General features: G+C 69.2%; 17 protein-coding genes. 5 read left to right on the forward strand and 12 right to left on the reverse strand.

What is annotated here, in order from left to right:
* Positions 1-378 precede the first annotated feature (378 nt).
* Entirely contained in the window at positions 379-714 is a 336-nt protein-coding gene (locus tag ACFVMC_RS19430; protein WP_379212027.1) for a hypothetical protein, read from the forward strand.
* Positions 715-779: 65 nt separating this feature from the next.
* Here the strand turns inward: ACFVMC_RS19430 and pyrF are convergent, their stop codons facing one another.
* From pyrF to ACFVMC_RS19470, 8 genes are all read right to left on the reverse strand, one after another.
* A complete protein-coding gene (gene pyrF / locus ACFVMC_RS19435; protein WP_379212029.1) occupies positions 780-1,604 on the reverse strand; it encodes an orotidine-5'-phosphate decarboxylase in 825 nt (274 codons plus the stop codon).
* Positions 1,605-1,742: 138 nt separating this feature from the next.
* The gene (gene carB / locus ACFVMC_RS19440) at positions 1,743-5,075 is read right to left on the reverse strand and encodes a carbamoyl-phosphate synthase large subunit (RefSeq protein ID WP_379212030.1); all 3,333 of its coding nucleotides are present in this window, start codon (positions 5,073-5,075) and stop codon (positions 1,743-1,745) included.
* Complete coding sequence (gene carA, locus ACFVMC_RS19445; protein WP_379212032.1) at positions 5,075-6,193, reverse strand: glutamine-hydrolyzing carbamoyl-phosphate synthase small subunit; 1,119 nt, start codon at positions 6,191-6,193, stop codon at positions 5,075-5,077. The genes carB and carA overlap by 1 nt, the downstream gene beginning before the upstream one ends.
* Positions 6,190-6,684, reverse strand: coding sequence for a transporter (locus ACFVMC_RS19450; protein ID WP_379212034.1), 495 nt, complete (start codon positions 6,682-6,684; stop codon positions 6,190-6,192). The genes carA and ACFVMC_RS19450 overlap by 4 nt, the downstream gene beginning before the upstream one ends.
* Entirely contained in the window at positions 6,684-7,988 is a 1,305-nt protein-coding gene (locus ACFVMC_RS19455) for a dihydroorotase (RefSeq protein ID WP_379212036.1), read from the reverse strand. The genes ACFVMC_RS19450 and ACFVMC_RS19455 overlap by 1 nt, the downstream gene beginning before the upstream one ends.
* Positions 7,985-8,941, reverse strand: coding sequence for an aspartate carbamoyltransferase catalytic subunit (locus ACFVMC_RS19460; protein ID WP_379212038.1), 957 nt, complete (start codon positions 8,939-8,941; stop codon positions 7,985-7,987). Before ACFVMC_RS19460 ends, ACFVMC_RS19455 begins: the two co-directional genes overlap by 4 nt.
* Complete coding sequence (gene pyrR, locus ACFVMC_RS19465; protein WP_379212039.1) at positions 8,938-9,567, reverse strand: bifunctional pyr operon transcriptional regulator/uracil phosphoribosyltransferase PyrR; 630 nt, start codon at positions 9,565-9,567, stop codon at positions 8,938-8,940. The genes ACFVMC_RS19460 and pyrR overlap by 4 nt, the downstream gene beginning before the upstream one ends.
* A 334-nt stretch (positions 9,568-9,901) precedes the next feature.
* Positions 9,902-10,870 (reverse strand): zinc-binding alcohol dehydrogenase family protein, encoded by a 969-nt coding sequence (locus ACFVMC_RS19470; protein ID WP_379212041.1) that lies wholly within the window; start codon positions 10,868-10,870, stop codon positions 9,902-9,904.
* 95 nt (positions 10,871-10,965) lie between these two features.
* Here ACFVMC_RS19470 and ACFVMC_RS19475 point away from each other — a divergent pair, with 95 nt between their 5' ends.
* The 4 genes from ACFVMC_RS19475 to ACFVMC_RS19490 all read left to right on the forward strand — a co-directional run bounded on the left by ACFVMC_RS19475 (position 10,966) and on the right by ACFVMC_RS19490 (position 15,276).
* Positions 10,966-11,541 carry a TetR/AcrR family transcriptional regulator gene (locus ACFVMC_RS19475; RefSeq protein ID WP_379212043.1) on the forward strand — a complete coding sequence of 192 codons (576 nt, stop codon included), beginning with the start codon at positions 10,966-10,968 and terminating at the stop codon, positions 11,539-11,541.
* A 272-nt stretch (positions 11,542-11,813) separates the two neighbouring features.
* Positions 11,814-12,218 carry a YciI family protein gene (locus tag ACFVMC_RS19480; protein WP_379212044.1) on the forward strand — a complete coding sequence of 135 codons (405 nt, stop codon included), beginning with the start codon at positions 11,814-11,816 and terminating at the stop codon, positions 12,216-12,218.
* Entirely contained in the window at positions 12,215-13,357 is a 1,143-nt protein-coding gene (locus ACFVMC_RS19485; protein ID WP_379212046.1) for an RNA polymerase sigma factor, read from the forward strand. The genes ACFVMC_RS19480 and ACFVMC_RS19485 overlap by 4 nt, the downstream gene beginning before the upstream one ends.
* 137 nt (positions 13,358-13,494) lie before the next feature.
* Positions 13,495-15,276 (forward strand): ABC transporter ATP-binding protein, encoded by a 1,782-nt coding sequence (locus ACFVMC_RS19490; protein ID WP_379212048.1) that lies wholly within the window; start codon positions 13,495-13,497, stop codon positions 15,274-15,276.
* Here ACFVMC_RS19490 and ACFVMC_RS19495 read toward each other — a convergent pair.
* From ACFVMC_RS19495 to ACFVMC_RS19510, 4 genes are all read right to left on the reverse strand, one after another.
* Positions 15,263-15,688: a nitroreductase family deazaflavin-dependent oxidoreductase gene (locus ACFVMC_RS19495; RefSeq protein WP_379212050.1), complete on the reverse strand. Its 426-nt coding sequence runs from the start codon at positions 15,686-15,688 to the stop codon at positions 15,263-15,265. The genes ACFVMC_RS19490 and ACFVMC_RS19495 overlap by 14 nt on opposite strands.
* 9 nt (positions 15,689-15,697) lie before the next feature.
* Complete coding sequence (locus tag ACFVMC_RS19500; RefSeq protein WP_379212051.1) at positions 15,698-16,417, reverse strand: HD domain-containing protein; 720 nt, start codon at positions 16,415-16,417, stop codon at positions 15,698-15,700.
* A gap of 141 nt (positions 16,418-16,558) precedes the next feature.
* The gene (locus ACFVMC_RS19505; protein WP_379212053.1) at positions 16,559-17,431 is read right to left on the reverse strand and encodes an aldo/keto reductase; all 873 of its coding nucleotides are present in this window, start codon (positions 17,429-17,431) and stop codon (positions 16,559-16,561) included.
* Positions 17,432-17,488: 57 nt separating this feature from the next.
* The gene (locus tag ACFVMC_RS19510) at positions 17,489-17,938 is read right to left on the reverse strand and encodes an SgcJ/EcaC family oxidoreductase (protein ID WP_379212054.1); all 450 of its coding nucleotides are present in this window, start codon (positions 17,936-17,938) and stop codon (positions 17,489-17,491) included.
* Positions 17,939-17,968: the final 30 nt, after the last annotated feature.

Raw genomic sequence — 17,968 nt, forward strand, 5'->3', positions numbered from 1 at the left:
GTACCCACGTCGGCCCGCGATTGCGAACCCACCCCCCAGGTCAGCGCATGATTCGCCGATGTCGTAAGGGTGTGCGGGGGTGGATGCGACGCCCGCCCCGGTCACGCTGGCGATCTACCCCGTGGGCACTCGAAATATGTTGGTACCAGCCACTTTTCATCGAACGCCGAGGTTAGCGGGATGGTTGCGACAGCCGGTTACGGCCACGTAGCAAACCGTTACGTGCGCGACCAGGAAGTTTCTCGAATTTTTCCGCGTGTCGCCGCTTTTGCGCGCGTGTCGGATCGAACACATGTCCAGCGGGGCGGTGTAACACACAGCCGCGACTCCACGGTGCACATCAGGAAAGTCATAGGTTCATCCAACGATCGGACTCGTATGCGCATCACGGCTCGAACCCTGTCCCTGTGTCTGGCCGCCCCGGTCGTCGCGGCCGCACTCACCGCCACCGGCACCGCGAACGCCGCACCCGGCCCCGACGGCTGCGAAGGCGTCATGAACGCGGGCTTCGCCTACAACGGCAATTGCCAGGGCGGCGAGGGCATGTACCGGCTCGAGATCGACTGTGTCGGCTACACCCTGGCCCCGTTCGCCTTGGGGCCGTACACTATTCGCAAGGACCTGCCCGTCGGGCAAGCCGGAACCGTCGGCTGCTTCGGACCGAACTGGTCCGCGGCGGGCTGGGGCTCCGGCGGGCGCGTGTTCCGCCTCTGACCGGAAATACCGCCGACGGCCCCCAGAACGCATTCTGGGGGCCGTCGGCGTGTCGGGGGCGGGATCTACCCGCGCAGGAACGCGAAGTCCGCCTGCAGCGCGCTGACCTTGTCGCGCAGCGCCGCCACAGTCGGCCCCGCGGCCAGCACCTCACGGGAGACATTCGGCAGCACCAGCGGCAGCACCGCCTCGGGCACGATGGCCCGGATGGATTCCGCGCCGCCGCCCTGCGCACCGACGCCGGGCATCAGGATCGGGCCGCCGAGCGCCGAAAGGTCCGGCGCCTCGGTGAGTGTCGCGCCGACGACAACCCCGATCGACCCGAAATCGTGTCCCGCGTTGTGCCGGGCGCACTCGTCCACCATGGTCTGCGCGATACCGCGCCCGTCCACGCCGCGGGCCCGCTGGATCTGCGCGCCTTCGGGATTGGAGGTCGCGGCGAGCACGAACAGCCCGCGTCCGTTGCGCTCGGCCAGGTCCAATGCCGGTGCGAGTGAACCGAATCCGAGATACGGCGAGACCGTCAGCGCGTCCACGCCGAGCGGACCGTCGCCGAGCCAGGCGCGGGCGTAGGCGGCCATGGTGGAGCCGATATCGCCGCGCTTGGCGTCGGCCACTACCAGGGTGCCCGCCGCCCGCAGGTCCGCGACGGCGCGTTCGAGCACCGCGAACCCGGCCGAGCCGTAGGCCTCGAAGAACGCGACCTGCGGCTTGACCAGGGCAACCGAGCCCGCGAACGCCTCGACGCAGCGCTCAGTGAACGTCGCCAGCCCCGCCACGTCGTCGCTCAGGCCCCAGGCCTCGAGCAGCGGCGGGTGCGGATCGATACCCGCGCACAGCGGACCGAACTGCCGCATCGCGTGTTGCAGGCGCGCTCCGAATGCCGTCACCGAGAACCTCCTTGTTGTTACGAGCAACCCCGATATCCGTACTCGGCCCCGCTCGGAGGCAGTCTTACGACCGCCCCGTTCGCGGCCGTCTCGCAGGGGGCCGCGAACACGCGGCGCCCGCGACGCCATGTCACAGCATCAACCACGCAGCTTGGAGTGCAGGTCCTGCAGGGACCGCACGCCGATGCCACCGTTGATGCCCGCCTCGATGCCCTGCACGGCCGCCGCCGCGCCCTGCACCGTGGTGATGCACGGGATGTTCGCGCCCACCGCGGCGGTGCGGATCTCGTAGCCGTCCACGCGGGGACCCGAGTTGCCGTACGGGGTGTTGAACACCATGTCGACCTCGCCGTCGCGGATGACCTCCACGATGGTGGCCTGGTCGGCCGGGCTGTCCTCGGAATGCTTGCGCACCTGCTCGCACGGAATACCGTTGCGGCGCAGCATTTCCGCGGTGCCCTCGGTGGCCAGGATGCGGAAGCCCAAGTCGTGCAGGCGCTTCACCGGGAACACCATGGCACGCTTGTCGCGGTTGGCGATGGAGACGAACACCGTGCCCTCGGTGGGCAGCGAACCATAGGCCGCCGCCTGCGATTTCGCGAACGCGGTGCCGAAGTCGGCGTCGATGCCCATCACCTCGCCGGTCGACTTCATCTCCGGTGACAGCAGCGAATCCACGCCGCTGCCGTCGGCGCGCTTGAACCGGTGGAAGGGCAGCACGGCCTCCTTCACCGCGACCGGCGCGTCGAACGGGACGTGCCCGCCGTCGCCCTCGGGCGGCAGCATGCCCTCCTTGCGCAGCTCGGCGATGGTGGCGCCCATGGTGATCCGGGCCGCCGCCTTGGCCAGCGGCACCGCGGTCGCCTTGGAGACGAACGGAACCGTCCGGCTGGCACGGGGATTGGCCTCGAGCACGTAGAGCACGTCGTCCTTGAGCGCGTACTGCACGTTCAGCAGGCCCTGGACGCCGATGCCCTTGGCCAGCGCCACCGTGGAGCGGCGCACGGCCTCGATATCGCTGCGGCCCAGCGTGATCGGGGGCAGCGCGCACGCGGAGTCACCGGAGTGGATACCGGCCTCCTCGATATGCTCCATCACGCCGCCCAGGTAGACCTCCTCGCCGTCGCACAGGGCGTCGACGTCGATCTCGATGGCGTCTTCCAGGAAGCGGTCGATCAGTACCGGGCGGTCCGGGCTGATCTCGGTGGCCCGGGAGATATAGCCCTCGAGCGCCTGCTCGTCGTAGACGATCTCCATGCCGCGCCCGCCCAGCACATAGGACGGGCGCACCAGCACCGGGTAGCCGATCCCCGCGGCGATCTTCTTGGCCTGCGCGAACGTGGTAGCGGTGCCGTACTTGGGCGCGGGCAGACCCGCGGCCACCAGCACGTCACCGAACTCGCCGCGGTCCTCGGCCAGGTCGATGGCGGCGGCGCTGGTGCCGACCACGGGCACGCCCGCGTCGGTCAGGCGCTGCGCCAGCCCCAGCGGAGTCTGGCCGCCGAGCTGCACGATCACGCCCGCGACCGTGCCGGATTCGGATTCGGCGTGGTAGACCTCGAGCACGTCCTCGAAGGTGAGCGGCTCGAAGTAGAGGCGATCGGCGGTGTCGTAGTCGGTGGAGACGGTCTCGGGGTTGCAGTTGACCATGACGGTCTCGTACCCGGCTTCCGACAGCGTCAGCGCCGCGTGCACACAGGAGTAATCGAACTCGATGCCCTGGCCGATGCGGTTCGGGCCGGAACCCAGGATCAGCACCTTGTCGCGTTCGGTCTGCGGGGCCACCTCGGACTCCGCTGCGGGATCGAGCTCGTAGGCCGAGTAGTGGTACGGCGTCTTGGCCTCGAATTCGGCGGCGCAGGTGTCGACGGTCTTGAAGACCGGGCGCACACCCAGCCGGTGCCGCAGGGCGCGCACACCGGTCTCCCCCGCCAATTCCGGTCGCAGCGCGGCCAATTGGCGGTCGGAGAGGCCGTAGTGCTTGGCCCGGCGCAGCAGCTCCTCGTCCAGCACGGGTGCGTCGAGCACCTCTTGACGCAGCTCCACCAGACCGGCGACCTCGGCGACGAACCACGGGTCGACACCCGAAGCCGCGGCCACCTCGTCGATGCTCGCGCCGTAGCGCAGGGCGCGCTCGACCTGATAGATCCGGCCCTCGGTGGGGGTGCGCAGGTCTTCGAGGATCTTCTCGATCGCCGCGCGCACATCGCCGTCCACCGGCGCCCAGGACCCGTCCTCCTGGGTCCAGAAGCCCGCGGCCTTGGTCTCCAGCGACCGCAGCACCTTGCCCAGCGCCTCGGCGAAGTTGCGGCCCAGCGACATCGCCTCACCGACCGACTTCATGGTGGTGGTCAGGGTGGCGTCGGCGCCCGGGAACTTCTCGAACGCGAACCGCGGCGCCTTGACGACCACGTAGTCCAGCGTGGGCTCGAAGCAGGCCGGGGTCTCCTTGGTGATGTCGTTGACGATCTCGTCCAGGGTGTAGCCGATGGCCAGCTTGGCGGCGATCTTGGCGATCGGGAAGCCCGTCGCCTTGGAGGCCAGCGCCGAGGAGCGCGAGACGCGCGGATTCATCTCGATGACGATCAGGCGGCCGTCGCGCGGGTCCACCGCGAACTGGATATTGCAGCCGCCGGTGTCGACGCCGACCTCGCGCAGGATCGCGATGCCGAGATCGCGCATCTTCTGGTATTCGCGGTCGGTCAGGGTCATGGCCGGGGCGACGGTGACCGAGTCACCGGTGTGCACGCCCATCGGGTCCACGTTCTCGATCGAGCAGACGATGACCACATTGTCGTTGCGGTCGCGCATGAGCTCGAGCTCGAATTCCTTCCAGCCCAGGATGGATTCCTCGATCAGCACGTTCGCGGTCGGCGAGGCGGCCAGGCCGCCGCCGGCGATGCGGTCGAGATCCTCGTGGTTGTAGGCCATGCCCGAACCCAGGCCGCCCATGGTGAACGACGGGCGCACAACCACCGGAAAGCCCAGGTCCGCAACGGTTTCGCGCACCTCGTCCATGGTGAAGCAGACCTTGGAGCGCGCCGACTCGCCGCCCACCTGGGCGACGATGTCCTTGAACTTCTGCCGGTCCTCACCACGCTGGATGGCTTCGAAGTCGGCGCCGATCAGCTCGACGTTGTACTTGTCCAGGATGCCGTTCTCGTGCAGGGCGACAGCGCAGTTCAGCGCGGTCTGCCCGCCCAGGGTGGCCAGGATGGCGTCGGGGCGCTCCTTGGCGATCACCTTCTCGACGAACTCCCAGGTGATCGGCTCGACGTAGGTCGAGTCGGCGAACTCCGGGTCGGTCATGATGGTCGCCGGGTTGGAGTTCACCAGCGAGACGCGCAGGCCCTCGGACTTCAACACTCGGCACGCCTGGGTGCCGGAGTAGTCGAATTCGCAGGCCTGGCCGATGACGATCGGGCCCGAGCCGATCACCAGGATGTGCTTCAGATCCTCGCGGCGAGGCATCAGGCTCCTTCCATGAGACCGGCGAAACGGTCGAAGAGATAGGCGGCATCGTGGGGGCCGGCGGCGGCCTCCGGGTGGTACTGCACCGAGAACGCGCGGCCGTCGACCAGCTGCACGCCCTCGACGGTGCCGTCGTTGGCGCAGACGTGGCTGACCTCGGCTTTGCCGAACGGGGTGTCGAACTGTTCGCCCCGCTCGCCCTCGAGGGCGAAGCCGTGGTTCTGCGCGGTGATCGAGATGCGGCCGGTGCCGTGCTCGACGACCGGGATATTGATGCCGCGGTGGCCGAACTTCATCTTGTAGGTGCTGCGGCCCAGGGCCCGGCCCAGGATCTGGTTGCCGAAGCAGATGCCGAACAGCGGCAACCCCTCGGACAGGATTCCCTGGGTGAGCGCGACCGCGCCGTCCTGGGTGCCCGGGTCGCCCGGGCCGTTGGACAGGAAGACACCGTCCGGGTTCAGTTCTTTGATCTGATCCAGGCCGACGGTGGACGGGACCACATGCACCCGCATGCCGCGCTCGGCGAACATGCGCGGGGTATTGGTCTTGATGCCCAGGTCGACCGCGACCACGGTGAAGCGGTGATCACCGGCCGGGTCGATGGTGTAGAGCTCGTTCGTGCTGACCTCGTCGGCCAGGTCCGCGCCCAGCATCGAGGGCTGGTTGTTCACCCGCGAGAGCAGCTGCTCGGCGTCGGCCAGGGCCGGGCCGGAGAAGATGCCCGCCTTCATCGACCCGCGCGTGCGCAGGTGCCGGACCAGGGCACGGGTGTCGACACCCGCGATACCGACCACGTTCTGGCGCTGCATGGCCTCGGGCAGCGTGCCGGTGGCGCGCCAGTTGGAGGCGCGGCGGGCCGGATCGCGCACGACATAGCCGGCGACCCAGATCTTGCCGGATTCGTCGTCCTCGTCGTTCCAGCCGGTGTTGCCGATCTGCGGCGCCGCGGCCACCACGATCTGGCGGTGGTAGCTGGGGTCGGTCAGGGTCTCCTGGTAGCCGGTCATCGCGGTGCAGAACACCGCCTCGCCCAGGGTCTCGCCGAGGGCCCCGTAGGCCGTGCCGCGGAACACGCGGCCGTCCTCGAGCACCAGCGCGGCCTGTTCTTGTTGCTTCACTCGTCGTCTCCCGTCACAGTCCTGGCCCACGCCGGATACACCGTCTTGTCGTCTCCTCGGAAACCGGTATCGATCTCGGTTCCGGTCGGCAGCGTCCAGCGAATTACCAGCACACCATCTTCGGTCATTACCTTGCCCGCGTGCCCGCGCTCGGTCCGCACGGCCGAAATGGACTCCTGCGGAATCCACAGCGCCGTGGCGCCGTCACGTTGCAGCAGGATGCCGTGCTCGAACCGGGTCAGTTCCGCGGTGGCGCGGAAACCCAGGTCGCCCACCACGATCCGGTCCTGCCAGCTGGGCGCGAAGGTGCTGCCCAGATACAGGCCGGTGGTCGGTTCGAGCACCTGCGCGCCGAGCTCGGCCGGCACCGCGGGCAGCTCGCCGACGCGGCCCGCCTGGCGCGCCGCACGCTTCTGCCACCCCCGGTACATCAGCCACACACCCAGCGCGAACAGCGCCAGGCAGCCCAGGACCCACAGCAGTCTCTCCATTACCGCACGGCCTTCCCGTCTCGAGCGGTCACCCGGCCGCGCAGCAGCGTCGCCGTCACCTTCGCCGGGAAGGTCATGGCCTCGAACGGCGTGTTGTCGGAGATGCTGGCGAGTTCCTTCGCCCGCACCGTCCACCTCGCGTCCGGGTCGATCAGGGTGAGGTTGGCGGGCTCGCCGACCTCGATCGGGCGGCCGTGCTCGTCCAGGCCGACGATCGCGGCGGGCCGCTCGCTCATCACCCGGGCGACGCCGCGCCAGTCCAGCAGCCCCGGCTCCACCATGGTCTGCACGATGATCGACAGCGCCGTCTCCAGGCCGAGCATGCCGGGCCGGGCCACCGAGAACTCGCAGCACTTGTCCTGTTCGGCGTGCGGCGCGTGGTCGGTGGCGACACAGTCGATGACACCGTCGGCCAGGGCCTGGCGCAGCGCGGCCGCGTCGGAGGCCTCACGCAGCGGCGGGTTGACCTTGTTGACCGCGTCGTAGGTCTCGAGGCGCGAGTCGTCCAGCAGCAGGTGATGCGGGGTGACCTCGGCGGTGATCGAAATACCTTGCGCCTTGGCCCATTTCACCAGTTCCACGGTGCCCGCCGTGGAGGCGTGGCAGATGTGCACGCGCGCACCGGCATCGCGGGCCAGCAGCGCGTCGCGGGCCACGATGGACTCCTCGGCGGCGCGCGGCCAGCCGGCCAGACCCAGCCTGGCGGCGGTCGGCCCCTCGTGCGCCACCGCGCCTTCGGTGAGCCGCGGCTCCTCCGCGTGCTGGGCGATCAGCACGCCCAGCGAGGTCGCGTACTCCAGAGCGCGGCGCATGATCAGCGGGTCGTAGACGCAGTGGCCGTCGTCGGAGAACATCCGCACCGCGCCGACACCGGCGGCCATGGTGCCCATCTCGGCGAGCTGCTTGCCCTTCAGTCCGACCGTGACCGCGCCGACCGGGTACACATCGACCAGGCCGACCTCCTGGCCGCGCCGCCACACGTGATCGGTGACCACATGCGAGTCGGCGACCGGGTTGGTGTTGGCCATCGCGAACACCGCGGTGTATCCGCCGAGCGCGGCTGCGGCGGAACCGGTTTCGATGGTCTCGGTGTCCTCGCGGCCGGGTTCGCGCAGATGCGTGTGCAGGTCGACGAAACCGGGCAGCAGGATCTGGCCCGCCGCGTCGATCACCTCGTCGGCGCTCAGATCGGCGCCGATCTCGGCGATCACGCCGTCGCGGATCAGCACGTCGACCGGCTCGCCCGCGCCATAGACGCGGGCGCCCTTGATCACCAGTTCCACGGCACCATCCTTCGCACTCATGCCACCACCTCCTGCGCGCCGACCAGCAGCCGGAACAGCACCGCCATGCGCATGTGCACCCCGTTGGTGACCTGTTGCAGGATCGCGGCGCGGTTCGAATCCGCAACGGCGGGCGCGATTTCCATACCGCGCAGCATCGGGCCCGGGTGCAGCACCACGGTGTGCTCGTCGAGCATGGCCATGCGGCGCTCGGACAACCCGTAGCTGACCGCGTATTCGCGCGGCGACGGGAAGAAGCCGCCGTTCATGCGCTCCTGCTGCACCCGCAGCATCATCACCGCGTCCGTGCCGGGCAGTTCGGCGTCCAGCGCGTGCGCGACCCGGCACGGCCAGGTCTCGACACCGATCGGCAGCAGTGTGCGCGGCGCGACCAGAGTCACGTCGGCGCCGAGGGTGGCGAGCAGGAAGACATTCGAGCGGGCCACCCGGCTGTGCAGGATGTCGCCGACGATCACGATCCGGCGGCCCTCGATCTCGCCGAGCCGCTGCCGCAGGGTCAGGGCGTCCAGCAGGGCCTGGGTCGGGTGCTCGTGCATGCCGTCACCGGCATTGATGATGGCCGGACTCGGCCGGTTCTCCCCGGCTGCCCAGGTGTCCATCCACCGGGCGATCTGATGGGCGGCGCCGGAAGCCGGGTGCCGGACGATCAGCGCGTCCGCGCCGGCCGCGTGCAGGGTGAGCGCGGTGTCGCGCAGCGATTCGCCCTTGGAGACCGAGGAGGAACTGGCACTGACGTTGATCACGTCGGCGCTCATCCACTTGCCCGCGACCTCGAAGGAGACCCGGGTGCGGGTGGAGTTCTCGTAGAAGACCGTCATCACGGTGCGGCCGCGCAGGGTGGGCAGCTTGTGCACCTCGCGGCCCAGCAGCGCCTGCTCGAAACGCTCTGCCTCGTCGAGCAATTCGACCGCCGCGGCCCGATCGAGGTCGGTGACGCTCAGCAGATGCTTCACGCCTGCTCCTCCTGGTGCAGATACACGCCGTCACGGCCGTCGTGTTCGGTGAGCAGCACGGAGATGTCCTCCGAGCGCGAGGTGGGCACGTTCTTACCCACGAAGTCGGCGCGGATCGGCAGTTCGCGGTGGCCGCGGTCGATCAGCACCGCCAGCTGCACCGCGCGGGGACGGCCCAGGTCGCGCAGGCCGTCCAGGGCCGAGCGCACGGTGCGGCCGGAGAACAGCACGTCGTCGACCAGCACCACGAGCGCGTCCTCGATGCCGCCGTCGGGCACGGAGGTACGTTCCAGCGGTCGATGCGGACGGGTCCGCAGGTCGTCGCGGTAGAGGGTGATGTCGAGCGAGCCCAGGGCGGGGCGGACACCGGAGAATTCCTCGATCTTGTCGGTGAGCCGCGCGGCCAGGGTGGTGCCGCGGGTCGGAATGCCGATCAGCACCACGCGCGGCGCGGCGGACTCGGCGGAATCCAGTGCGGTCTTCTCGATGATCTGATGCGCGATGCGCGCGATGGTCCGGCTGACGTCGGACGGTGACAGCAGCTCCCGCCCTGTCGCCACCCATTCCGGGGTATGCCGTTGCGATTGCTCGCCGGACTTGGCCGCCCGATCTCCAGGCACAGCCATGCCGACCTCCTTCCCCGCCTCACTGAACGGTCCGTTAAAGGATGTCTTACGACTTGCAGCCTAACAGTCCACCGATTCCGCCTTCCACCAGGCACATCCCGTGTGAGGGAGGCCACGCGCGGGCCTGTGGGCGGGGCCACTCGACTGCCCCGGAACCCATCGCGGACCACGCTTGCCGGAGACTAGCTCGTATCCCGGCAAACCGGTCCGCGAGTTCCCTTGGCGGGCACAATGATCCGATGACCGGGATTCCGCGCCGTTAGCCCGGCACCGCGCAACTTTCGCGCGTCGGTGGCACACGAGCCGAAAGTGCGATGGCTCCACCCCGAAGCTTTCATGGGCGCAGAAGCACTGCCCCCATGGCCGCACGGGTATCGATCCGGGCGTGCGCGGCGGCCGCGTCGGACAGCGGCAGCACCGAATCGATCAGCGGGATCAAGGTTCCGGCGGCGGCTCGGCGCAGGGCGGCCGGGCGGGCGCTCGCGACCTCGGCCAGCCAGTTCGGCCCGGCGCAGCCGGTGAGCGTGAGGCCGCGGCCGATCAGATCCATGGCGGTGATCTGCGCCGGTGCGCCCGAGAGGAAGCCGTAGCTGAGCATGCGGCCGCGCAGCGGAGTCATCAGGTCGAGCAGGGCGGCGGAGGTGGTCCCGCCGATGGCGTCGAAGACGACGTCCACGGTTGCGCCGCCGAGGATTTCACGCAGGCGGGCAGGCCAGTCGGGGTCGCTGTGGTCGATGACCTCGTCCGCGCCCAGCTTGCGCGCCTGGGCGAGTTTGGCCGGACTGCCCGCCGTGGCGATCACCCGGGCCGCGCCGTGTTCGGCCGCGAGCTGGGTCAGGGCCGCGCCGACGCCGGTCGCGGCGGCTTGCACCAGCACCGTCTCCGATCCGGTGAGACCGGCCGCCGCCAGCAGGGTGAGCGCGACGGAACCGCCCATCAGCACCGCGGCCGCGGCGTCCGCCGACAGCTGCTCGGGCACCGGCGTCGCGGATGCCGCTGGGACACACACCGATTCCGCGTAGGTGCCGAAACCCATGGTGGCCACGGCGACTCGCTGTCCGATCCAGCCGGTGTCGACGCCCGCGCCGACCTCGGTGACGGTGCCGACCGCCTCGAAACCGAACACCAGCGGCGCTGGGACGGGCAGTGGGAACTCCCCCGAACGCAGCTTCGTCTCCGGGAAGAGCACGGGGATCGCCTCGACGCGGATCACCAGCTCGCCCGCGCCGGGCCGCGGCACGGGACGCTCCTGGGCGACCAGTACCTCGGGTCCGCCGACACCCGTCATTACGATTGCCCGCATCGAAAACTCCATAACTTGACTAGCGGTCCAATTAACACTGTCGACGTTATGGACCGCCGGTCAACTTGTCAATGCTGTCGAGGGAAAGCGGTGAGATGTCCGACGGACAGCCCAGAGAACGCGCCGACGCCGCCCGTAATCGGCGCGCCATTCTCGACGCGACCAAGGCGCTGCTGGCCACGCACGGCGCCGAGGCCATCACCATGGATCGGGTCGCGGCCGCCGCGGGCGTCGGAAAAGGCACGATCTTCCACCGCTTCGGCTCGCGCGCGGGTCTGCTGCACGAACTGGTCGGCGAGCCCGCCCGCGCCCTGATGACCGCGGTCCGTGATGGACCGCCGCCGCTCGGTCCCGGCGCGCCCGCCGCCGAGCGACTGCTCGCCTACTTCGAGGCCATGGCCGATCTGGTCATCGACAACGTCGAACTGATGGTCGCCTACCAGGCCATTCCGCCACACCCCGATCGCGAGGAGCTGCACCGCTTCTGGGCCACCCATGTCACCGGCCTGCTGCGCGAGGTCCGCCCGGACCTGGACGCCGAGACCGTCGGCGCGCTGCTGCTCGCGCCGCTCGGCGGCGAACTGGTCCCCCAGCTGGTCCGCGCCGGCGCCGCCGACCGGCTACGCGCCGGAGTGCGCGAACTCGTCGAATCGGTGCTGCGACTCCCCTAGGGTTCGCGGTACCGGTCGAGCTCGGCAAAATTCTTCGAAGTTTCCGCGCACCGGATGTCGAGAACCGCCGATCGGCTCCGTCCCAGGGGTACGAGCAGTCACAACGGCTGCACCGACCGAGGAGCGCCACCATGGAATCGAGCGAGATCACCGAAATCCCGCACCGGCCGCCGAGCCGGGACCTGCCGGCCCGCGACCTGCCCGAGGAGCTGATCCGGCAGCGCGACGAACGCCGGAACGCCTGAGCACCGACTACTTTCGAGGAGAAGACAATGGCCAAATACCTGTTGCTCAAGCACTACCGCGGCGCACCGGCCTCGGTCAACGACGTGCCGATGGATCAGTGGACACCCGCCGAACTGACCGCCCACGTGCAGTACATGCAGGACTTCGCCGCCCGTCTGGAAGCGAGCGGAGAATACGTGGACAGTCAGGCACTGGCACCGCAGGGCACCTTCGTCCGCGCCGGTGACGACGGCACCCCGATCACCGACGGGCCGTTCGCCGAAACCAAGGACCTGATCGCGGGCTGGATGGTGATCGACGTCGAGACCTATGAGCGCGCGCTCGAGCTGGCCGCCGAACTGTCCCTGGCGCCCGGCGCGGACGGCAAGCCGGTGCGGGAATGGCTCGAGCTGCGGCCGTTCTACGGTGCCGCCCCCACCGTCACCGAGTGAACGAGGCACTGCTGCGGGAGCTGGTGCCCGCGGTCATCGGAATCCTCGTTCGCCGCGGAGCCGACTTCGCGGCGGCCGAGGATGCCGTGCAGGAGGCACTGATCCGCGCCGTGCGGACCTGGCCGCAGGAGCCGCCGCGCGATCCCAAAGGCTGGCTGGTCACGGCCGCGTGGCACCGGTTCCTCGACGACGCACGATCCGAAACCGCCCGGCGCGGAAGGGAATTCGCCGTCGACGCACAGCCACCGGACGGTCCCGTGCCGAACGCCGACGACTCGCTGTGGCTGTATTTCCTCTGCGCGCACCCGGCGCTGTCGCCCGCGTCGGCGGTGGCTTTGACGCTACGCGCGGTCGGCGGCCTGACCACGCGGCAGATCGCGCAGGCATACCTGGTGCCGGAAGCGACCATGGCGCAACGGATCAGCCGCGCCAAACGCCGGATCGCGGGGCTGCCGCTGGATCGGCCCGGTGATCTCCCGACGGTGCTGCGGGTGCTGTATCTCGTCTTCAACGAGGGCTACGGCGGCGATGTCGATCTCGCGGCCGAAGCCATCCGGCTCACCCGTCAGCTCGCCGCCGCCACCGCCGATCCCGAGGTCGCGGGGTTGCTGGCGCTCATGCTGCTGCACCATGCCCGGCGCGCGTCCCGGGTCGGGCCGGGCGGACGGCTGGTGCCGCTCGCCGAGCAGGACCGATCCCGCTGGGACACCGTGCTCATCACCGAAGGCGTCGCGATCTTGCAGGCGGCCCTGGCCCGTGACCGGCTCGGCGAATACCAGGCGCAAGCCGCGATCGCCGCGTTGCACGCGGACGCGCCCGACGCCGCCGAAACCGACTGGGTGCAGATCGTCGAGTGGTACGACGAGCTGCTCCGGATCACCGGCAGCCCGGTGGTGCGGCTCAATCGCGCGGTCGCGGTCGGCGAGGCCGACGGAGCGCAGGCGGGACTGGCGGAACTGGGCCGGATCGACCCGGAATTGCCGCGCTACAGCGCGGTTCGCGCCCACCTGCTCGAACGCGCCGGTGACCTCGAGACCGCTGCGGAGCAATACGTCGCCGCGGCAGCGGCGGCCACAAGCGCGGCCGAACGCGATCACCTCACCCGCCAGGCTGCCCGGGTGCGCCGGCTGCCGCGCTGATCCGGTCGCCGGAAAATCAGTGGCCGAATCAGCGGCGAACCGGCACCATGGCTACTCCCCCTCTTTCACCAGTCCCGGCCCACTGCTGTCCCGGGACGGTCGAGGGCTGCTCGGACCACGATTCGAGAAGGAGGCGCATGGCCGCCCGCAGATCCGCAGTCAGGCTCGTACTCCACCACTACGGAAAAGAACTACGACGGATGCCGCGCCTCGCGGTACCCGCCATGCTGGCGCCCGCGCTGGGCAATATCTGCCAGCTGTATCTGGTGCCGCTGGTCGTCGCGGCGATGGTCGGCCGCATCGCCACGGGCGACACGATCACGGCCGAGACAGTACTGCCTTACGTATTCGGCGTGGCCGGATTGCTCTTGTGCTCGGAACTGTGCTGGCGCTTGGGCATTCACTGTCTGAACCGCACCGACGCCTACGGGATCGAGCACCTGTACATCACGGCGATGGACGAACTGCTCACCCGGGACGCGGCGTTCTTCCACGACAACTTCGCGGGCTCACTGACCAAACGCGCCCTGAGTTTCGCCTCCCGCTACGAGGAATTCGTCGACACCTTCGTCTTCGAGATCTGCGCGTTCATCGTGCCCGTCGGGTTCGCGGCGTTCGTGCTGTGGCGTTACGACCCGCTGCTCGTGGTCGCCATGGTCGGCCTGATCGGATTCACCGGGCTGGTGATCGCGCCGCTGATCCGCCGCCGGCAGCGACTGGTCGATCAGCGGGAGGCGGCGATCGCCCGGGTCGCCGGACATGTCTCCGACAGCGTCTCGAACATGCACACCGTGCGCGCCTTCGCCGCCGAGCCGCAAGAGGCCGCCGAACACCGGCGGCGAGTGGCCGAGCAGCGGCGAAAAGCGTTGCGGTCCTGGGATTACGGGAATCTGCGGATCGATCTGGCGGTCGCGCCGATGTTCGTGCTGACCAATGTCGTCGGCCTGCTGCTGGCGGTGCGGCTGGTGAGCAACGGCGCCGGCGTCGAGGTGGTCGTGGTGGCGTTCACCTACTTCTGGAACGCCACCGGCATCATGTTCCGGTTCAACCAGATCTACCGGCGGCTGGAGAGCTCGATCACCGAGGCGGCCCAGTTCACCGAACTGCTGCTGTCCCCGCCCGCGATCACCGAACCGCCGGATCCGGAACCGCTGCGGCCCAAGGACTTCGGCGTGCGCTTCAGCAAGGTCGACTTCACCTACCCGCAGGGCCGGCCGCTGTTCACCGGCTTGGACCTGGAGGTGCCCGCGGGTGCCCGGGTGGGGCTGGTGGGCCGCTCCGGCGGCGGCAAGACCACCATCACCCAGCTGCTGCTGCGCATGAGCGATATCCAGGGCGGCACGATACGCATAGGCGGACAGGACATTTCGCGCCTGCGGCAGGCCGACCTGCGCGGCCTGGTCGCCTATGTTCCGCAGGAACCGGCCATGTTCCACCGCACGCTGCGCGAGAACATCCGCTTCGCCCGGCCCGACGCCGACGACGCGGACGTGCAGCGCGCGGCGAAAGCGGCGCACGTCACCGAATTCGCCGACGCCCTGCCCGACGGACTGGAGACACTCGTCGGCGAGCGCGGGGTGAAACTGTCCGGCGGGCAACGACAGCGGGTCGCGCTGGCGCGCGCCATCCTGCGCGACGCGCCCATCCTGCTGCTCGACGAGGCCACCAGCGCACTGGATTCCGAGGGTGAGCTGCTGGTACAGCAGGCGCTGTGGGAGCTCATGGCGGGCCGGACCGCGCTGGTGGTGGCGCACCGGTTGAGCACGGTGGCGAGCATGGACCAGCTCGTCGTGCTCGATCGCGGCACCATCGTCGAACAGGGCTCACATCCGGAACTGCTCCGCGCCGACGGGATGTACGCGAAACTGTGGCGGCATCAGTCCGGCGGGTTCCTCGGCGAGGAGGTCAGCGTGGAGTGAGCGCGAACACCGGGAAGGCGCGGTCGGTCTTGCCGCGGTAATCGGCGTAACCGGCGTACATGGCGTCCAGGCGTGGCCACAGGGCGGCGCTCTCGTCGGCGGGCAGCTCGACGCCCTGTACCGCGATGGTGCGCGCGCCGACCTCGATCTCCGCCTCGGCCCGGGCGCGCAGATTGTGCACCCAGGCCGGGTCGGCCGCGGCGCCCGCGTGCGAGCCGACCACTACGTAGCGGTCGCCGTCCTGTAGATACAGCAGCGGGGAGGTCCGTGATTTGCCGGTCTTGCGACCCACGGTGGTGAGCAGCAGTACCGGTGCGCCCTGGATCTTCCCCAGGACCTTCCCGCCGCTGCGGCGGTACAGGAACGCGTTGAGGCCTACGAAGAGTCGCTCTCCGAGATTCTTGATCGACATGCCACGAGCCTATTCCTGACCGGCGCTTCCGGGGCGGCGCGCGAGGATGGCGTCGAAACGTTCGTCGGCCCGGTCGATCTGGACCAGGATGTGCTGCTTCACATGGTCGGCCAGCGGCGTGTCCGGGCGGGCCACCAACTCGCGGTACACATCGGTCAGCGGACGGTACTTCGCGGCGAGTTTGCGCATATGCGAATCGCTGGAGTACAGGATGCCGACACCGTTGTCGGTGAAGTCGGACAGCTTCACCACGCGCGCCCAGGGTGCCCGCGCCAGGGCGGCCGCGACGTGTTCGCGGTATTGCTCGTGCCGGTCCCGGCTCGGGTCGGTGGCCGGATTGGTCACGGCGGCAACGATATCGGCCACCCTGGGGCCGAATCGGCGCGCGATCTCGGCGAGAGCGGCGGCGGTGGTTCCCTCGTCCGCGAGCTCACGGGGATGGTCTTCGACCGAGTCGTGCAGCAGCCCCGCCACCACCACGTCGGCATCACGGACCTCGTAGTGGCTGGCGATCCGGATCGCCACGCGCAGTAGATGATTCATATACGGTTCGCGACCGTAGCTGTCGTCGGCGTGCAGGTGCGAAGCCAGCTCCAGCGCCTCGAGGAGCCGTTTCGGTTCCTCGAACTCGGCGATCTCCAGGAGTAATCGCTCTCGCAGCCCCGCCTCCCCGTAGACCTCACTGATCGTATGCAGCGGCATGACCGCCAGAACCCCCGGATCACTCATACGGTCAATCTATCCGGCGCGCGGAGAATCCGTTGCCGGGCCCGACCCGCACATGGTGTCCTGGATCCGAGGCGAGGCAGAACGGGTGCCGGAATTGGGCGCACAGCGCCACTGTGCGCCGTCGCCGCTACACCTGCTGATTCATCGGCCGATCGCTGCCAGTCGCTCGAATTGTTCGTCTGTCAGCGACAATTCGGTGGCGGCGAGGTTCTCGGCGAGATGCTCCACCGAGGTGGTGCCCGGAATCGGGAGGATCGTGGGCGAGCGGCGGAGCAGCCAGGCCAGGGCGGTCTGGGCGGGTGTCGCGCCGATCTCCGTGGCCACCGCGGCGACCGGGCCGTCCGGGCCGGTGTGCTCGCCCCCGGCCACCGGGAAGAACGGGATGAACGCGATGTCGCGCTCGGCGGCGTAGTCCACGACCGGGTCGTGGCCCCGTTGGGCCAGGTTGTACATGTTCTGCACGCTCGCGATCGGCGTGATCTGCTCGGCTTCGCGCAACTGATCCAGCGTCACCTCGGACAGGCCGATGTGGCGGACCTTGCCCTCCTCGCGCAGCTGGTGCAGCGCGCCGATCTGATCGGCGAGCGGCACCGACGGGTCGACGCGATGCAGTTGCAGCAGGTCGATCCGGTCCAGGCGCAGTCGCCGCAGGCTCAGTTCGGCCTGCTGGCGTAGATACGCCGGGTGCCCGACCGGTACCCATTCGGTCGGGGACGGCCGGGCCACACCGACTTTGGTGGCGATCACCACGCCGTCCCGGTACGGGTGCAGCGCCTCGGCGACGAGTTCCTCGTTCTCGCCCAGCGCGTACGAATCCGCGGTGTCGATGAGATTCACCCCGGATTCGACGGCCCGCCGCAGCACGGCGTGCGCTGCGGGCCGATCCACCGGCGCCCGCCAGATATGGCCCATTCCCGCCTCGAACCCCGGTTCCGGCGCTGCCGCCAATCGCATCGCGCCGTAACCGATTCGGTTCACCTTCAGCTCGCCACCGAGCAAGAATTCCGTACCCATTGCGCATCACTCCCTGACGATCGACGACGAGGGAGTGGAACCTCGGGTGCCCGAATCCTATTCCCCTCGCGGGACGAGGGTGTTCTGCCGGGCGGCGGCCCACCATCGTCCGTTCTCCTTGACCAGGACGTAGAGGGCGATCATGGCCGGGTCCTGATCGATCAGGGCGCCGTCGGCGGTGATGGCGCGCGCGGTCTTGTGGGCGATGGCGATGTCGGCGCGTAGGAAGGTGATGTCGGCGAGTTCGTAGCGCACGTACTGGTCGGCGAGGAAGCCCTGGAGTCCGGCGCGGTTGGCCGCCAGCAGCGTCTCGCGGCCGGTCATCAGTGCGCCGACCGCGTTGACCACGGCCGCGTTCTCGGTGAACGGGCTGGTCAGCAGCTCGGCATCATTGGTGTTGTAGGCGGTCTCGGTATCGCGGATAATCTGCTCGATGGCCGCGATATCGGCGGTGTGATCGACGGTGGTGTCGGCGACGGCGGGTGCTCCGGACGTTGTTGCGCTCATGGACCACAGCTTCGTACCTGAACTTATGTT

The organism is Nocardia sp. NPDC127579, assembly GCF_042672005.1.
In the GTDB taxonomy this organism is placed as follows: domain Bacteria; phylum Actinomycetota; class Actinomycetes; order Mycobacteriales; family Mycobacteriaceae; genus Nocardia.